Here is a 14,638-nt window from a genome sequence, read left to right as displayed (position 1 = left end):
GCACGCTGGCCGGCTGGGTGGCGGACCCGCAGGCGATCAAGCCGGGCGCGCGCATGCCCGCCACGCGGGGCCTGTCCGGCGCGGACCTGCGGGCGCTGGCGGCGTGGCTGGAGGCCTTGAAATGAACCGGGGCAGCGAGGAGGCCATTCTGCCCAGCGACCTGCCGCGGCCCGAGGGCGAACTCGAACGCCTGGAGAAGGTGTGGCGCACGCCGACCGGCTGGCGCATCTTCACGGCCGTGAACAACACCACGGTGGGCCTCCTGTACATCGGCACGGCGCTGCTGTTCTTCCTGCTGGCGGGCGTGCTGGGCCTGTTGATGCGCGTGCAGCTGGCCGTGCCGGAAAACACCCTGCTGTCGGCCGCCACGTACAACCAGGTCTTCACGATGCACGGCAGCGTGATGATGTTCCTGTTCGCCATTCCCATCGTCGAGGCGCTGGCCGTCTACCTGCTGCCCGGCATGCTGGGCGCGCGCGACCTGCCGTTCCCGCGCCTGTCGGCCTATGCCTTCTGGGCCTATGCCATCGGCGGGCTGGGCTTCTTCTGCACGCTGTTCGTCGGCCTCGCGCCGGACGGCGGCTGGTTCATGTATCCGCCGCTGACGGGCAAGCAGTACTCGCCCGGCCTGAACGCGGACTTCTGGCTGCTGGGGATCGGCTTCATCGAAATCTCCGCCATTGCCGGGGCCATCGAACTGATCGTCGGCATCCTGTTCACCCGGGCCCCCGGCATGACCCTGGCGCGCATGCCCGTGTACGCGTGGTCGATGCTGGTGGTCGGCGTGATGATCGTCTTTGCCTTCCCCGCCGTCATTGCCGGCACGGCCCTGCTGGAACTGGAGCGGGCCTTCGACTGGCCCTTCTTCATCGCCGAGCGGGGCGGCGACCCTATCCTGTGGCAGCACCTGTTCTGGTTCTTCGGCCACCCCGAGGTCTACATCATCTTCCTGCCGGCGGCGGGCATGGTGTCGACGATGATCCCCACCATCGCCGGCACGCCGCTGGTGGGCCGGCGCGCCGTCATCGTCGCGCTGGTGGGCGTCGCCTTCTTCAGCTTCGGGCTGTGGGCCCACCACATGTTCACGGCCGGCCTGGGCGTGCTGGAGTCGGGCATCGTGTCGGCCGCCAGCATGGCCGTGGCCGTGCCGACGGCCGTGCAGGTGTTCGCCTGGATCGGCACCCTGTGGCGCGGCAACGTGCGTGTCACGGCGCCGGCGCTGTTCCTGCTGGGCTTCATGTTCATCTTCGTGCTGGGCGGGCTGACGGGCGTGATGGTGGCCGTCGTGCCGTTCGACTGGCAGGTGCACGACACCTATTTCATCGTCGCCCACTTCCACTATGTGCTGATCGGCGGCATGGTGTTCCCCGTATTTGCCGGCATCTACTACTGGCTGCCGCTGGTGCGCGGCCACGCGCTGAACGAACGGCTGGGGCGCTGGATCTTCGGCCTGATGTTCGGCGGCTTCCACCTGGCCTTCTTCCCCATGCACATCAGCGGCCTCCTGGGCATGCCGCGCCGCGTGTACACCTATCCTTCCGGCCTGGGACTCGACGGCCTGAACCTCGTTTCCACGGTCGGTTCCTTCGTGCTGGCGGCCGGCGTCGTGCTGTTCCTCGTCGACCTGGTGCGCACCCTGATGAAGCCCGAACGGGAGCCGGGCAACCCGTGGGGCGCGGCCACGCTGGAGTGGCTGCCTGCGGACTGCTACGCCGTGCGCAGCATTCCGCAGGTGGACAGCGAAAACCCCCTGTGGGACCGGCCCACCCTGGCGCGCGAGGTGGAGGCGGGCGGGCACTGGCTGCCCGGCACCGCCACGGGCCTGCGGGAAGCCATCGTCACCAGTCCCGTCAAGGCGCGCCCCCTGTACCTGCTGGTGCTGCCGACGGACGGCTGGGCGCCGTTCCTGGCCGCGGCAGGCACGGCAGGCTTCTTCCTGTTGATGACGATGAAGCTGACGGTCGTGGCCTGGGCCTGCGGCATCGGCGCCATCGCGGCCGTCATGATCTGGCTGTGGCGCCAGGACCAGCCGCCGCCGCAAGACCGCGCCCGCGTAGCCGACAATATGGGCGCGGACAACCTGCTGCCGGTGGGCGCTGCCGGTACGGCGCGGGTATCGTGGTGGGCCACCGTCATCATGCTGGTGGTCGACGCGGGCGTCTTCATCGCCTTCCTGTTCACGTATGTGCACATTTCGATGCGGCTCGATATCTGTCCGCCGCCCGGCGCCCGGCTGGCCGCGCCGCTGCTGCCGCTGCTGTCCTGCGCGCTGCTGCTGGCCAGTTCCGGCGCCGTCGAGCTGGCGCGGCGGCGATCCCTGGCCGGGCCGCACCAGGCGCCGCTGCGCTGGCTGCTCGTCCTCGGCGCGCTGTGCATGTTCGCCGCCTTCGGCATCGAGATCGCCGGCCAGGTCGGGGCCCGGCTCGACCCCGTGGCCCACGCCTGGGGCGCCAGCGTGGCGGGCCTGCTGGCCTACCAGGGCCTGCACGTGGCCCTGCTGGCCCTGGTGGCGCCGTTCATGCTGGCCCGCTCGCTGGCCCGGCGCCTGACACCGGGCAGCCGCGCCACCCTGGACAATGGCGCGCTGATCTGGCATTACACGGTGGGGCAGGGGCTCGTCATGGCGGCCGCGCTGCACCTGCTGCCGAGAATGATGGGGTGACGATGGATCGCTTGTGGCCGAAGACGATGGCAGGCGTGGCGCCGCTGCTGGTATGGGCGGCGCACTTCACGTTCTGCTACCTGTTCGCCGCTGCCCTGTGCACGCCGGGCGGTGGGCGCGACTGGCGCTGGTGGACGTTGTGTGGCGCCACCGTGGTGGCGCTTGGCACCGCTGCCTGGCTGCTGCGGCGTGCATGGCGGGGCGGGTGGCCGGATCTGCTGTCGCAGGCCCGGCTGGGCAGCGCCGTGCTGGGCGTCATCGGCATCGCCTGGAGCAGCATGCCGCTGCTGGCGGTCGGGCGCTGCGCTTAGAACGAATAGACCAGGGTCACCGACGTCTGGGTATCCGTATTCTTCTTGTCCACCGGGACATTGCTGTCGCTGCGGGCGCTGAAGGCCGCCTTCATCTGCATGGTGTTGTTGATCTTGGTCGACAGTGCCGTCTCCGCCACCGAGTGCACGTTCGACGTGCCCCGCTCGACGGCGACGGATTGGGTAAACAGCGCCGATGGGCTGATCTGCCAGCGCACATTGGCCGCGCCGCGCACGGTCATGCCGCTTTCCTCCTCGCCCGTGGCGCGTACGCCGTTGAAGTAACCCGGACCAAGTTCCACTTCGACGATCTTGTCGGGCGACTTGTACAGCCGCTTGGCGCGACCGACCGACACGGACGAGTAGCGGGTATAGGCGCCGAAGCGGTCGTTGACATGGGAGCCGAGCAGGTAGAAGCGCTCGCCGTCCTCCATCAGTTTATAGGCGCCGCGGGCAGACAGGGCGAAGCGTTCGGCCGAGCGGATCGACTGCTTGTCGCCGTCGTCGTCGGTGGTGCGGTCTTCCTTGAAGAAGCCTGTCAGGATGTACTGGTTGCTCCAGTCTTCCAGTTCCTGGCGGGCGTCGATCTTGCCTGTCACGGAGGTGCCGCTGGTATTGCCGCTGGTGGTGATGGCACCCAGTTCGGCGGAGGTATTCCACGTGCGTTCCTCGATGACGTCGGCCGCCAGGGCAGCGCCGTGCAGGCAGGCGGCCAGGGCGAACGTGGTGGCGGTTGTTGCGAAGCGTATGGTCATGGGCATGTACTGGCCGGCGCGGCAGCGTTGGGGCGCGCGGCGCATGGGCGGACGGATACGGTAGAGGCAGCATTGTACCCCAGGTGCGCCCGTGTGGCCTGGCGTACGGAGCGCGCCACGCGGCGGTGGCACACTGGGCCGACCTTGCCAGGAGACCCATGATGAAATCCGAAGAAATGAGCGCCGCCGCCGCGGACGCCCCGGCGGCGGCCCGTGCCGCCGGCCTGCGCTATGTGACGGACACGCGGCCCGGCCTGTCGCGCGAGCGCAGCGGCGATGGGTTCCGTTACCGCGATGCCGGCGGCGCGCCGGTGGACGACGAGGCCACCCTGGCCCGCATCAAGACGCTGGCGATCCCGCCGGCCTGGCAGGACGTGTGGATCTGCGCCCAGGCCAACGGCCACCTGCAGGCCACGGGGCGCGACGCCCGGGGCCGCAAGCAGTACCGCTACCATCCCCGCTGGCGCAGCGTGCGCGACGAGGTCAAATATGAACGCATGATCGCCTTCGGCCGGGCGTTGCCGGCCATCCGCAAGGCCGTCGACTCCGCCCTCAGCCTGCCCGGGCTGCCCCGCGAGAAGGTGCTGGCCACCATCGTCTACCTGCTCGAGGCGACCATGATGCGGATCGGGAACGAGGAATACGCGAAGGAGAACAAGTCCTTCGGGCTGACCACCTTGCGCAACCGCCATGTGCGCATCGACGGCAAGGAAGTGGAGTTCCGCTTCCGCGGCAAGAGCGGCGTGTGGCACGACGTCAAGGTCGAGGACCGCCGCCTGGCCCGCATCATCGCGCGGGCACGCGACCTGCCTGGCCAGGAGCTGTTCCAGTACGTCGACGACGACGGCACCACCCATGCCATCGACTCGGCCGACGTCAACGACTACCTGCGCACGATCACGGGCGAGGACTACACGGCCAAGGACTTCCGTACCTGGTCCGGCACCGTACTGGCCGCGCTGGCGCTGCAGGAGTTCGAGAAATTCGATTCTGAGACCCAGGCCAAGAAGAACGTCGTGCGGGCCATCGAATCGGTGGCGAAAAAACTGGGCAACACGCCTTCCGTGTGCCGCAAGTGCTACGTGCACCCGGCCGTGCTGGATGCCTACCTGGACGGCGCCGAACTTGCCGCGCTGCGCACCCGCGCCGAGCAGGAGCTGACGCAGGACCTGCACGCGCTGCAGCCGGAGGAAGCGGCCGTGCTGGCCTTGCTGCAGCAGCGGCTGGAGCGGGAAGCGGAGCAGGCCGCCAAGGCCCCGAAGAAGAAGGGCGCCGGGGCGCCCGCGCGCAAGCGGCCGGCCGCGCGGCGTGGGGCGCCAGCCGCCGTGGCCTGATACGGCGGAATGCGGCAGGCAGTCAGGGCTCGACGGAATGGGCCCGCTTCAGGCAGCGCAGCACGAAGGTCGAGCGGCTGTGCCGGATGCCGGGTAACTTGTACAGCTTGCGTCGCAGGAACTCCTCGTAGCCGGCGGTGCCCGCCACGGCGACCTTGATCAGGTAGTCGTATTCGCCCGTCAGCAAATAGGCTTCCATCACCTCCGGCAATTCGGCCAGGGCCAGGCCGAACTTTTCCAGCATGTCGTCGTCGTGCCGGTCCAGCGTCACCTCGATGATGACGGTGTCCGGCAGGCCCAGTGCGTGCTGGCTCAGCAGGGCCGTGTAGCCTTCGATGACGCCGCCGTCTTCCAACGCCCGCACCCGGTTCCAGCATGGCGTCGTCGACAGGCCCACGGCCTCGGCCAGCTTCGTGTTCGACAGCCGGCCGTCGCGGCGCAGGGCGCGCAGGATGCGGCGGTCCGTTTCATCCAGTTTATCCATGATATTGCCGTTCCAGGGAATATGTACTCCAGTATTCTAATATGCGCAGCAGGATCTTCTGCAAAATGACGGATTTGACCGAAAGTATGGATGCCTATTCCCGCGCCGCCGCGCTACAGTGGAAGCATGGAACTGCATGAGAAAATCTTCCGCCTGCGGGTGGAGCGGGACGTGGCCACGGCCACGATGGAAACGGTATTGGCGGTGCTGCGGCGGGGCGGCCTGGGCTTGCACAGCCTGAGCATGGCGCCCGGGCGGCACGGCGTCGACGTACACGTGCGCGTGCAGGCCGACGCGCCGGAACCGTTGCTGCTGTGCCGGCTGCGCCTCTGCAATATCATCGGCGTGCTGAAAATCCGCGAGCTGCCGTCGGCACCCGACAGGCGTACTTGACCCGTTGCAAGTGATCCATTGCATTGCATGCTGGTTGCATGCGACCCGTTCCGACCGTGCAGCGCGGCGTGCTCCTACGCCCCCTGATGTGGCGCCATGACAGAATGAGGCCATCCGTCAATCAGGAGCATCGTCATGAAAACCACCGCAGCTTGCCTGCTCGTTGCCGCACTGGGAAGCGGCTCGGCCATGGCCCAGTCGAATAGCAACCAGCCGCTGAACGGCCAGGTCAATACGCAACTGGATACCCGGATCAATAGCCAAGTCAATACAGGCGGCGCGCCGTCGGGCGCGGCCGGTATCAACAGCGCGCGCAGCCAGGCAATGCCCCCCGCCGCAGCACCGGGCTGGACGGGCGCCGCCATCGGCACGCCGGGTGTCACCGCCCCGCTCGGCACGGTCGACAACCGCCCCGCCATGACGGGCCCGGGCACCACCAGCATCACCAATGCCAGCGGCACCTCGCTGTCGGCGGGTGCGACGGGCTCGTCCGCCCCCATCAACGCCGGTACCTGGGGTACCGTCGGCCCGAACAACGTCCCGCCCACGCCGGGTCCGGCCACGCCGGACCCGCTGGCCTTGCCCGGCAGCGCGCCGGGCGGCAACCCCACAGCGGCCGGCGCGCCGGTCCGCCGGTGAGCATACGGCGCTGTGAAGCCCTGATCGTCGGCGGCGGCCCTGGCGGGCTGACGGCGGCGATCTACCTGCGCCGCTTTCGCCGCGACGTCATCGTCGCGGACAAGGGGCACAGTCGCCTGTCGCTGATCCCCGTCAGCCACAACTATCCGGGTTTCCCGGGTGGGATCTGCGGCAACGAACTGCTCGAGCGCCTGCGCCAGCAATTGACGTGCTACGAGGGCGCCATCGACGACCTGGAAATCACGGCCCTGCGCAAGGCTGGCGACATCTTCGTCGCCAGCCACGACGGCGGTGAAATCCACGCTCCCGTCGTGTTGCTGGCCACCGGCGTGGCCGATGCCGGCCTGCCCGTGGAAGGTTGGCACGAGGCGGTGGCCACGGGCGCCGTGCGCCTGTGCCCCGTCTGCGACGGCTACGATATCCTCGACAAGCGCGTGGCAGTCGTCTCGCAGCCGCATAACCGTACCGGCCATGCGCTGTTCATGCGCACCTTTTCCTGCGACGTGACCTTGTTCGAGCGCGAGCCGGGCGAGCCCCTTTCCGCCGACGAGGCAGCCAGGCTGGAGGCGGCCGGCGTGCGCTACGTGACGTCGGCGTTGAAGGGCGTGACGCTGACGGAGGACAAGCTGCCCGTGCTGCATACGGAGGACGGCGAGGATTACCGCTTCGACGTGTTCTATCCGATGCTGGGCGAGAAAGCCCGTTCCACCCTGGGCGTGGACATGGGCGCGGCCGCCGGGGATTGCGACAAGCTCGTCGTCGACAGTCATCAGCGCACAACGGTGCCGGGCCTGTACGCCATCGGCGACGTTGTCGTCGGATTGAACCAGATCAGCGTGGCGGCGGGGCAGGCGGCGATAGCGGCCACGGCCATCCACAACGCGCTGCCCTGGCAGTTCCGGCAGCGCGCCTGAGCGTAAGGTACAGGCAGGATCGATTCACGTAGAAGCGCACGTCAAAACGGCAGCCCGCGGGCTGCCGTTTTTCTTGTCACGCGCAAGGCCCGCAGCGCGGGCCCTGCATGCTTACGCGTCGAGCTTGACGGCCTTGGCCGCACCGCCGCCACTGGCCAGCAAGGCGCCAACCTTGGGCACGTTCACGGGCGTGCGCAGCGGATTGACCTTGGCCGCAGCGGCCGGCACGGGAATGCTGTCCGTGACCGTATCGGCCGCCGTCAGGCGGGCGAAGTTGTGCGAAGGCGTCGTGGTGTCGATCAGGGTGCGCATGCGCGATGCCGTGTTTTCCCAGGACGTGTTGGCCACGACCTTGCGCATGCGTTCGACCATCTGCGCCGTCTGCTCCGGGCTCTGCTTCAGGGCCGCTTCGCAGTGGGCCACGAAATCGTCGTAGGTGTGGCCGATGGCGACGATCTCGCCGTAAGGCTGTTCGACGTCGCGGATGGCCGTCGAGACGATCGGCAGTTCGGCCGCCATGTATTCCAGCACCTTGGTCGGGCTGATGAACTTGGTCGCCTCGTTCAGGGCGAACGGCATCAGGCACACGTCCCAGCCGGCCAGGAACTTCGGCAGTTCGTCATAGCTGCGCTGGCCCAGGTAGTGCAGGTTGGCGCGCTGCGGCAGCTGGGCCGGATCGATCTTGACGACGGGGCCGACCAGCACGATCTGCCAGTCCGGGTTGGCATCGGCCACCTTGGCCACCAGGTCGGTGTCCAGGCGCTCGTCGATGACGCCGTAGAAGCCCAGGCGGGGGTGGGGAATATGGGCCTGGTCCGGGTGGCTGTCGGCGCGCTCCAGGGCGTGCGCGAAGTGCTTCGCATCCACGCTGGAAGGGAAGCAGTGCGCGTTGGCGTGGCGGGTGCGCTTGGCTTCGTACAGGCTCGGGCCGCCCGTGAACACCAGGTCGGCGATATTGAGCAGGGCCGATTCGCGCTGCAGCAGCTGGCGCGGCGGATTCTTGAAGGCGGACAGTTCGTCCATGCAGTCGTAGACGACGACGGAAGCGTGCAGCTTCGGCAGCAGCGGCAGGGCCATCGGCGTGTAGAACCAGACGATCGGGTCTTCGCCCTCGGGCATCAGTTCGGCGATCATCGGCTGCAGGATCGGCAGCTGGTCGTCATGGAAGCCGGGCTGCTGGATCGGCGTGTGCGGCTGGCAGACGGTGATGTTCGGTGCCACTTCACGGATTTTCATGAAGCTGTCGCCGTCGTGATGAATAGGTTCTTCCACCATCACGATCTTGTAATGTTTGGCCAGGCGTGTCAGCAGGTGCTGGGGGCGCTGAAAGACGAAGTCCCAGCGTAGGTGGCAGAACACGATAATGGTTGACATAATTTCTCCCTTGCCCAAATGGGTCGTTGATTGTGGTGGTAAAAATACCGCGCCTTCTGTGGAGCCCCGGTGGCCCGGGGCCCGCGGTGGGCGCTAAGCAGGTTTCGGAGGTTCCGGTACGACCAGCTGGACACTTCGCGTGGCCGCACTGATCTGTTCCAGCGGAATCTTCGGCGTCCGGTCCGCGTTCAGCAGGCCGTTCGCTTCCTGGTACGTATCGGCGAACTGCGTGTAGCAGAAGCCGGAAAACATCTGTGTTTCGTTGACCACCTTGAGCAGCTCCGTGTAATGCTCATAGAAGCTCTCGGCCGTATTGGCACGCGAGTAACCCCACGTATCCGTTTCCGGTGCCTTGGTGTCGAAGGCAATGCCGCCAAACTCCGTCAGCACGATCGGCTGGCCGCGATGCGGGAAGCCGTCCAGCGTCAGGATCCGTCCGCCCGGACGCCGCTGGTCGAACAGCGTGCGTGCCGGGTCGCTCACTTCGTAGCGCGCCTTGATGCGCTGCGGGTCGCTGTCGTAATCGTGGATACCCAAAATATCCGTCGCCGAAGCTTCCCAGCCGTCGTTGCCGATCACGGGCCGGGTCGAATCCATCATCCGCGTCATGTGGTACAACGCTTCGACGGCATTGCGATGTGCCTGCATCGACGTCAGGTTCGGCACACCCCACGATTCGTTGAACGGCACCCACACGATGACGCAAGGGTGGCTGTAATCGCGTTCGATCGCTTCCTGCCATTCCTTTATCAGGCGCGTCATCGAGCGCGGGCTGAACGAGTAGGCGGAAGGCATTTCTTCCCATACCAGCAGGCCCAGCTTGTCCGCCCAGTAAAGATAGCGCGGGTCCTCGATCTTCTGGTGCTTGCGCACGCCGTTGAACCCCATGGCCTTGGCCAGTTCCACGTCCAGCTTCAGGGCCGCATCGTTCGGTGCCGTGATGCCGCTGTCCGGCCAGTAACCTTGATCCAGCACCAGTTTCAGCGGATAAGGCCGGCCGTTCAACATGAAGCGGTCACGGTTGATGGCCACTGAACGCAGCGCCGTGTACGATCTTACCGTTTCCAGCTCTTTACCGTCGCACCGCAGTGTCAATTCGACATCGAGCAGGGTCGGACGTTCCGGGCTCCACAGCAAATCGTTGCGCGAATCGTCGATGCCGGGGTCGGAAATGGCGATCTTGCGGTTCGCTTCCTGCCCCATCAGCTTGTAGTCGTCGTCGGCCAGCAGCACGTCGCCGTGCCACAGCTTCACTTCCACCGACAGGCCTTCGCGGCGCGAACCGGCGGCGATGATTTCGCAGCCGATCTCGAAGCCGTCGAAGTGCGGCGTCCAGCGCACGTTCTTCAGGTAGGTGTCGGGCACCTGTTCGACCCACACGGTCTGCCAGATGCCGGTGGTGCGGGGATACCAGATCGAGTGCGGCTCCAGTTGCCAGTCCTGCTTGCCACGGGGTTTCTGCAGGTCCGACGGATCGTCCTCGACGCGCAGCACGATGACCTGGGGGCCGCCTTCGACGACGGCATCGGTGATGTCGACGTTGAAGGACGTATGGCCACCCTCGTGGGTCGTCACGAGGCGGTCGTTGACCCAGACCCTGGCGTGGTAGTCGACCGCGCCGAAATGCAGGATGGTGCGCCCGCCGGTACGTTCGAGGTCGAATTCAAGGCGGTACCAGACGACGTAATGGAAGCCCGTGTCATGGATGCCGGACAGTTTCGTCTCCGGCGCGTAGGGCACGTTGATTTCGTGGGTCCACTCGATGCCGTCGTCGGGCTTGCAGAAGCGGCGTTCGTCGTCGTACGCGAACTGCCATTTGCCGTTCAGGTTCTGCCAGTGGTCGCGGACCAGCTGTGGCCTTGGGTATTCGAAGTCGCTCATTATGTCCTCATGGTGTGAGTTCTTGTTGTAAGCCGCCGGTCACCAGGTGTCCGGTGCTGCCGCATTGGTGTGGTGCTAACCATGCGCGGGTATGAGCAGCGTGGCGTTGGCGGCCGCGCCGCCGCCTTCCTTCATGCGCCGCACGGCGCGTTCGCCGGCGGCGCGGGCGCTGCCGGACTTGCACAGCGCCACGCAGGCGCCGCCGAAGCCGGCGCCGGTCAGGCGGGCGCCGAATACTTCCGGGTCGGCGCGCAGGGCCGCCGTCAATTCGTCCAGGGCCACGATCGACACCTGGTAGTCGTCACGCAGGCTGGCGTGCGACTGGTTCATCAATTCGCCGAAGCGTGCCGCCTCGACGCCACCGCGCGCTTCCAGCACGCGCAGGTTCTCGCTGACGACGTGGCGCGCCCTTTCCTTCAGCGGGGCGGGCAGCCGATCCACCTGTTCCAGGTCCGTCACGTCGCGCAGCGCCGGCACGCCCAGCAGCCTGGCGGCCGCCTCGCACTCGGCGCGCCGTTCGTTGTACTTGCTGTCGGCCAGCTTGCGCGGCACGCCCGAGTCGATGACGATCACTTCGGCGCCCGGCGGCAGCGGCAGCACCTGGTGCGCCAGGGTGCGGGCATCGAGGAACAGCATGTGTTCGCTGTCGGCCAGGCTCGATGCCATCTGGTCCATGATGCCGCAGTTCACGCCGGCATAGCGGATCTCGGCCTGCTGTGCCATCTGCGCCAGCGCGACGTCATCGAGTTCGGCAGCGAGCAGTGTGCGCAAGGCGCGCAAGGTGGCCACTTCCAGTGCCGCGCTGGACGACAGGCCCGTGCCCAGCGCCAGGTTCGAGCGCACATACATGCGCAGCGGCGGCACGGCCACGCCGCGCGCCTGCAACAGGCGGATGCAGCCTTCCATGTAGCGGGCAAAGCCGGGCGGCGCGGCCTCGTCGGCGCCGAATTCGACGTGCGCATCGAGCGTGGCCGAATACAGGTGGAAACGGCCGTCGTTGCTGGGGGCGGCCATCACATCCGTGCGTTGCGGCGTGGCGATGGGCAGCATGAAGCCGTCGTTGTAGTCCGTATGCTCGCCCAGCAGGTTGACGCGGCCCGGTGCCCACGCATGGACCCGCGGCGGACCCCCAAAGAACGCCGTGGGCGACAGAACGGTCGTCATGCCGCGCCCCTCGCGCTGACCGCCGTGGCGGCGGGATCGGATTTTTCCGACTCGCGGCGCAGCCCATCGCCGCGCTGGCGCGGGCATGGCTGGAGCTGTTCGAGTGGATGCATGTTGACGGTTTCCTGTCGCAGAGTGTGGCGCGAGTAGAAATCCTATCAATGAATGGCAGCCTGCTAAGTCAATTCCGCGCGGCAATTAGCCTCTTTTTCGACTCAACAGTTCGTAACTATTGGTCACTCCGCCGGGCGTAACAGGGTTCCCAATGGGGGAGACTAACCGGTGGTTACTAACTCGTAGGAGAATTACTACAATGGGGAAGGTGGGAGACTGACAGAACCTTGCGCCGGTTCCGAGCCCCGAGGGACCTGGAACCGGGCTGAAAAGTATCAGGCGCCCAGGTAGACGTACTTGAACAGGAACACGGCACCGATGATCCACACGATGGGCTTGGCTTCGCGGGCGCGGCCCGTCAGCAGTTTCAGCGCGCCGTAGGTGATGAAGCCGAATGCAATCCCGTGGGCAATCGAATACGTGAACGGAATCAACAGGGCGGTGATGGCGGCCGGAACACTTTCGGTCGTTTCGCCCCATTCGATATCGGCCAGGTCGCGCAGCATCAGGCAGGCCACGAACAGCAGGGCCGGCGCCGTCGCATAGCCCGGCACGACGCCGGCCAGCGGGGCGATGAACAGGCAGGCCAGGAACAGGAGGGCGACGACGAGCGCCGTCAGGCCCGTGCGCCCGCCCGCCTGCACGCCGGCGGCGCTCTCGACATAGGCCGTGGTGCTCGACGTACCAAGGGCCGAGCCGGCCACGATGGCGACGCTGTCGGCCAGCAGGGCCTTGTTCAGCCGTTCCATCTTGCCGGCCACCAGCAGGCCGGCCCGGTTGGCCACGCCCATCAGGGTGCCGGTGGCGTCGAACAGTTCAACCAGGAAGAACACCAGCACGATGTTCAGGATGCCCGTCGCCAGCGCACCCGTCACGTCCAGCGCGCCGAATGTGGGTGCCAGCGACGGTGGCGCCGACACGATGCCGCGGAAGGTATTGCCGGCAAAGAAGAAGCTCAGCACGGTGACGACGACGATGCCGATCAGGATGGCGCCGCGCACCTGCAGCCGGTCCAGCGTGACGATCAGCAGGAAGCCGATGATGGCCAGGATGGCGCCGGGCTGGTGCAGGTCGCCAACGGCCACCATCGTGGCGGGATTGGCCGTGACGATGCCGGCGCTCTTCAGCGCGATCAGGGCCAGGAACAGCCCGAGTCCCACCGTGATGGCCGTGCGCAGCGAACGGGGAATGCCGTTGACGATCATCTCGCGCAGGCCGGCCACGCTGACGAGCACGAACAGGCAGCCGGAAATGAAGACGGCGCCCAGCGCCACGGGCCAGGGCACGCCCATGCCGCCCACGACGGCATAGGCGAAATAGGCGTTCAGACCCATGCCGGGCGCCATGCCGATGGGGTAATTGGCATACAGGCCCATGATGGCCGTGCCCAGCGCGGCGGCCAGGCAGGTGGCGACGAACACGGCATCCTTCGGCATGCCGGCGTCGGCCAGGATGGTGGGATTGACGAAGATGATATACGCCATCGTCAGGAAGGTTGTCAGCCCGGCAATAACTTCCGTGCGTACATCGGTACCGTTTTCCTTCAGCCTGAATAATTTTTCCGCGATCGACACGATGCTGTCCCATAGGTCAAAGACCGGCAGGATACCATCGGGCTCGGCCGGAGGGCAAAATCACCACGCGCCGCCCGTCATGCCAATGCATCACGACAACCGTGTCTGACCCCGATGTTGACACGGGCTCGGCGTTTGTCCACCACGGGGTCAGACCCCTACCTGGACACGGACTCGTCCATTAAATTGTCGCGGCCGCATCCGCGTTTCGTGTGATGAGCTCGTGTCTTGTCGGGGTCTGACCCCAAGGTGGACACGGGCTCAGCAGGAATGAAGTGGCGGAGCGCTCCGGTCCACGGTCCAGCTCGTGTCGACAAACGTGCCTGACGGCGATGTTGACACGGCCTTGGCGCTAGTGCGTTTCGAGCCGCCAGCCGGTGGCGTGCCAGGCCAGCGTATGCGTGGGCGCCAGCGCGGCGAGGAAATGGCTGTCGTGGGAGACGACGGCCAGGGCGCCGGGCCAGCCGTGCAGCGCGTCTTCCAGCGCGCCGGTGGCCGCCAGGTCGAGGTGGTTGGTCGGTTCGTCCAGCAGCAGCAGTTGCGCCGGCGTGCGACGCCACAGCGCGCAGGCCAGCGCCGCCTTGATGCGCTCTCCGCCGGAAAGCCGCGCCAGCGGCGTCGTCGTCCGCGCCGCGTCGAGGCCCAGCAGGGCCAGGCGGGCGCGCAGCTCCCCCTGGGCCAGCGGCGTGTCCAGCATCGCCAGGGTTTGCAGTACATCGGCGTCGCCTGCCGACGGCAGCTGCTGGTCGAGCCACGCGAAAGGGACGCGTACGCCGCAGGTGCCGGCCAATGGCGCGAGCAAACCGGCCAGCATCTTCAGCAGGGTGCTCTTGCCGCAGCCGTTCGGCCCCGTCACCGCCAGCCGCACGGGTCCGGCCAGCACCAGGTCCAGCGGCGGCGCGGACGGCGACCATGGCGGCACGGCACCGTCGCAGGCGATCACGGTGCGGCCGGGCGGTACGGCGCTGGCGGGCAGCACGAGGGCAGTGGTGGCGTCGTCGGTCACGCGTTGCGCCGCGGCCCGGACGGCGTCGTCGAG

Annotated in this window: 13 protein-coding genes; 6 read left to right on the top strand and 7 right to left on the bottom strand. The window is 67.1% G+C overall.

What is annotated here, in order from left to right; genetic code table 11:
• The first annotated feature begins 121 nt into the window (after window positions 1-121).
• Together ctaD and GM672_RS24650 are read left to right on the top strand one after the other, a co-directional pair.
• On the top strand, window positions 122-2,662 hold the full coding sequence (gene ctaD / locus GM672_RS24655) for a cytochrome c oxidase subunit I (RefSeq protein ID WP_155473175.1): 2,541 nt from the start codon (window positions 122-124) through the stop codon (window positions 2,660-2,662).
• 2 nt (window positions 2,663-2,664) lie between these two features.
• Window positions 2,665-2,973: a hypothetical protein gene (locus tag GM672_RS24650; RefSeq protein ID WP_155473174.1), complete on the top strand. Its 309-nt coding sequence runs from the start codon at window positions 2,665-2,667 to the stop codon at window positions 2,971-2,973.
• Here GM672_RS24650 and GM672_RS24645 read toward each other — a convergent pair.
• A complete protein-coding gene (locus GM672_RS24645; RefSeq protein ID WP_155473173.1) occupies window positions 2,970-3,728 on the bottom strand; it encodes a DUF481 domain-containing protein in 759 nt (252 codons plus the stop codon). The two genes, GM672_RS24650 and GM672_RS24645, sit on opposite strands and share 4 nt — an antisense overlap.
• 161 nt (window positions 3,729-3,889) lie before the next feature.
• Here GM672_RS24645 and GM672_RS24640 point away from each other — a divergent pair, with 161 nt between their 5' ends.
• On the top strand, window positions 3,890-5,062 hold the full coding sequence (locus GM672_RS24640; protein WP_155473178.1) for a DNA topoisomerase IB: 1,173 nt from the start codon (window positions 3,890-3,892) through the stop codon (window positions 5,060-5,062).
• A gap of 22 nt (window positions 5,063-5,084) precedes the next feature.
• Here GM672_RS24640 and GM672_RS24635 read toward each other — a convergent pair whose 3' ends face one another.
• Complete coding sequence (locus GM672_RS24635; protein ID WP_155473172.1) at window positions 5,085-5,546, bottom strand: Lrp/AsnC family transcriptional regulator; 462 nt, start codon at window positions 5,544-5,546, stop codon at window positions 5,085-5,087.
• Window positions 5,547-5,636: 90 nt separating this feature from the next.
• Here GM672_RS24635 and GM672_RS24630 point away from each other — a divergent pair, with 90 nt between their 5' ends.
• The 3 genes from GM672_RS24630 (at window position 5,637) to GM672_RS24620 (ending at window position 7,492) form a co-directional block, all read left to right on the top strand.
• Complete coding sequence (locus tag GM672_RS24630; RefSeq protein WP_155473171.1) at window positions 5,637-5,939, top strand: hypothetical protein; 303 nt, start codon at window positions 5,637-5,639, stop codon at window positions 5,937-5,939.
• Window positions 5,940-6,074: 135 nt separating this feature from the next.
• A complete protein-coding gene (locus GM672_RS24625; protein WP_155473170.1) occupies window positions 6,075-6,578 on the top strand; it encodes a hypothetical protein in 504 nt (167 codons plus the stop codon).
• On the top strand, window positions 6,575-7,492 hold the full coding sequence (locus GM672_RS24620) for an NAD(P)/FAD-dependent oxidoreductase (RefSeq protein WP_170300226.1): 918 nt from the start codon (window positions 6,575-6,577) through the stop codon (window positions 7,490-7,492). The genes GM672_RS24625 and GM672_RS24620 overlap by 4 nt, the downstream gene beginning before the upstream one ends.
• Window positions 7,493-7,603: 111 nt before the next feature.
• Here GM672_RS24620 and GM672_RS24615 read toward each other — a convergent pair whose 3' ends face one another.
• The 5 genes from GM672_RS24615 to GM672_RS24595 form a co-directional block, all read right to left on the bottom strand.
• Window positions 7,604-8,866: a glycosyltransferase family 1 protein gene (locus tag GM672_RS24615; RefSeq protein ID WP_155473169.1), complete on the bottom strand. Its 1,263-nt coding sequence runs from the start codon at window positions 8,864-8,866 to the stop codon at window positions 7,604-7,606.
• Between the two features lie 93 nt (window positions 8,867-8,959).
• On the bottom strand, window positions 8,960-10,747 hold the full coding sequence (locus GM672_RS24610) for a glycoside hydrolase family 2 protein (RefSeq protein ID WP_155473168.1): 1,788 nt from the start codon (window positions 10,745-10,747) through the stop codon (window positions 8,960-8,962).
• A 75-nt stretch (window positions 10,748-10,822) separates the two neighbouring features.
• Window positions 10,823-11,911, bottom strand: a complete 1,089-nt coding sequence (gene galK / locus GM672_RS24605) for a galactokinase (protein WP_155473167.1) — start codon at window positions 11,909-11,911, stop codon at window positions 10,823-10,825.
• A gap of 389 nt (window positions 11,912-12,300) precedes the next feature.
• Complete coding sequence (locus GM672_RS24600) at window positions 12,301-13,593, bottom strand: NCS2 family permease (RefSeq protein ID WP_371867098.1); 1,293 nt, start codon at window positions 13,591-13,593, stop codon at window positions 12,301-12,303.
• 358 nt (window positions 13,594-13,951) lie between these two features.
• The coding region (locus GM672_RS24595) for an ATP-binding cassette domain-containing protein (RefSeq protein WP_155473166.1) at window positions 13,952-14,638 on the bottom strand (687 nt) is incomplete at its 5' end.

The sequence above is a fragment of the Pseudoduganella buxea genome (assembly GCF_009720835.1).
In the GTDB taxonomy this organism is placed as follows: domain Bacteria; phylum Pseudomonadota; class Gammaproteobacteria; order Burkholderiales; family Burkholderiaceae_D; genus Rugamonas; species Rugamonas buxea.
The sequence above is the reverse complement of the archived record's forward strand: the minus strand, read 5'-3'. Positions and strand labels throughout refer to the sequence as shown.

Bases quoted from the DNA above. Each gene is read 5' to 3' on its own strand.
- ctaD (WP_155473175.1), top strand. From the start codon at position 122: ATGAACCGGGGCAGCGAGGAGGCCATTCTGCCCAGCGACCTGCCGCGG.
- GM672_RS24650 (WP_155473174.1), top strand. From the start codon at position 2,665: ATGGATCGCTTGTGGCCGAAGACGATGGCAGGCGTGGCGCCGCTGCTG.
- GM672_RS24645 (WP_155473173.1), bottom strand. From the start codon at position 3,728: ATGACCATACGCTTCGCAACAACCGCCACCACGTTCGCCCTGGCCGCC.
- GM672_RS24640 (WP_155473178.1), top strand. From the start codon at position 3,890: ATGAAATCCGAAGAAATGAGCGCCGCCGCCGCGGACGCCCCGGCGGCG.
- GM672_RS24635 (WP_155473172.1), bottom strand. From the start codon at position 5,546: ATGGATAAACTGGATGAAACGGACCGCCGCATCCTGCGCGCCCTGCGC.
- GM672_RS24630 (WP_155473171.1), top strand. From the start codon at position 5,637: ATGCCTATTCCCGCGCCGCCGCGCTACAGTGGAAGCATGGAACTGCAT.
- GM672_RS24625 (WP_155473170.1), top strand. From the start codon at position 6,075: ATGAAAACCACCGCAGCTTGCCTGCTCGTTGCCGCACTGGGAAGCGGC.
- GM672_RS24615 (WP_155473169.1), bottom strand. From the start codon at position 8,866: ATGTCAACCATTATCGTGTTCTGCCACCTACGCTGGGACTTCGTCTTT.
- GM672_RS24610 (WP_155473168.1), bottom strand. From the start codon at position 10,747: ATGAGCGACTTCGAATACCCAAGGCCACAGCTGGTCCGCGACCACTGG.
- galK (WP_155473167.1), bottom strand. From the start codon at position 11,911: ATGACGACCGTTCTGTCGCCCACGGCGTTCTTTGGGGGTCCGCCGCGG.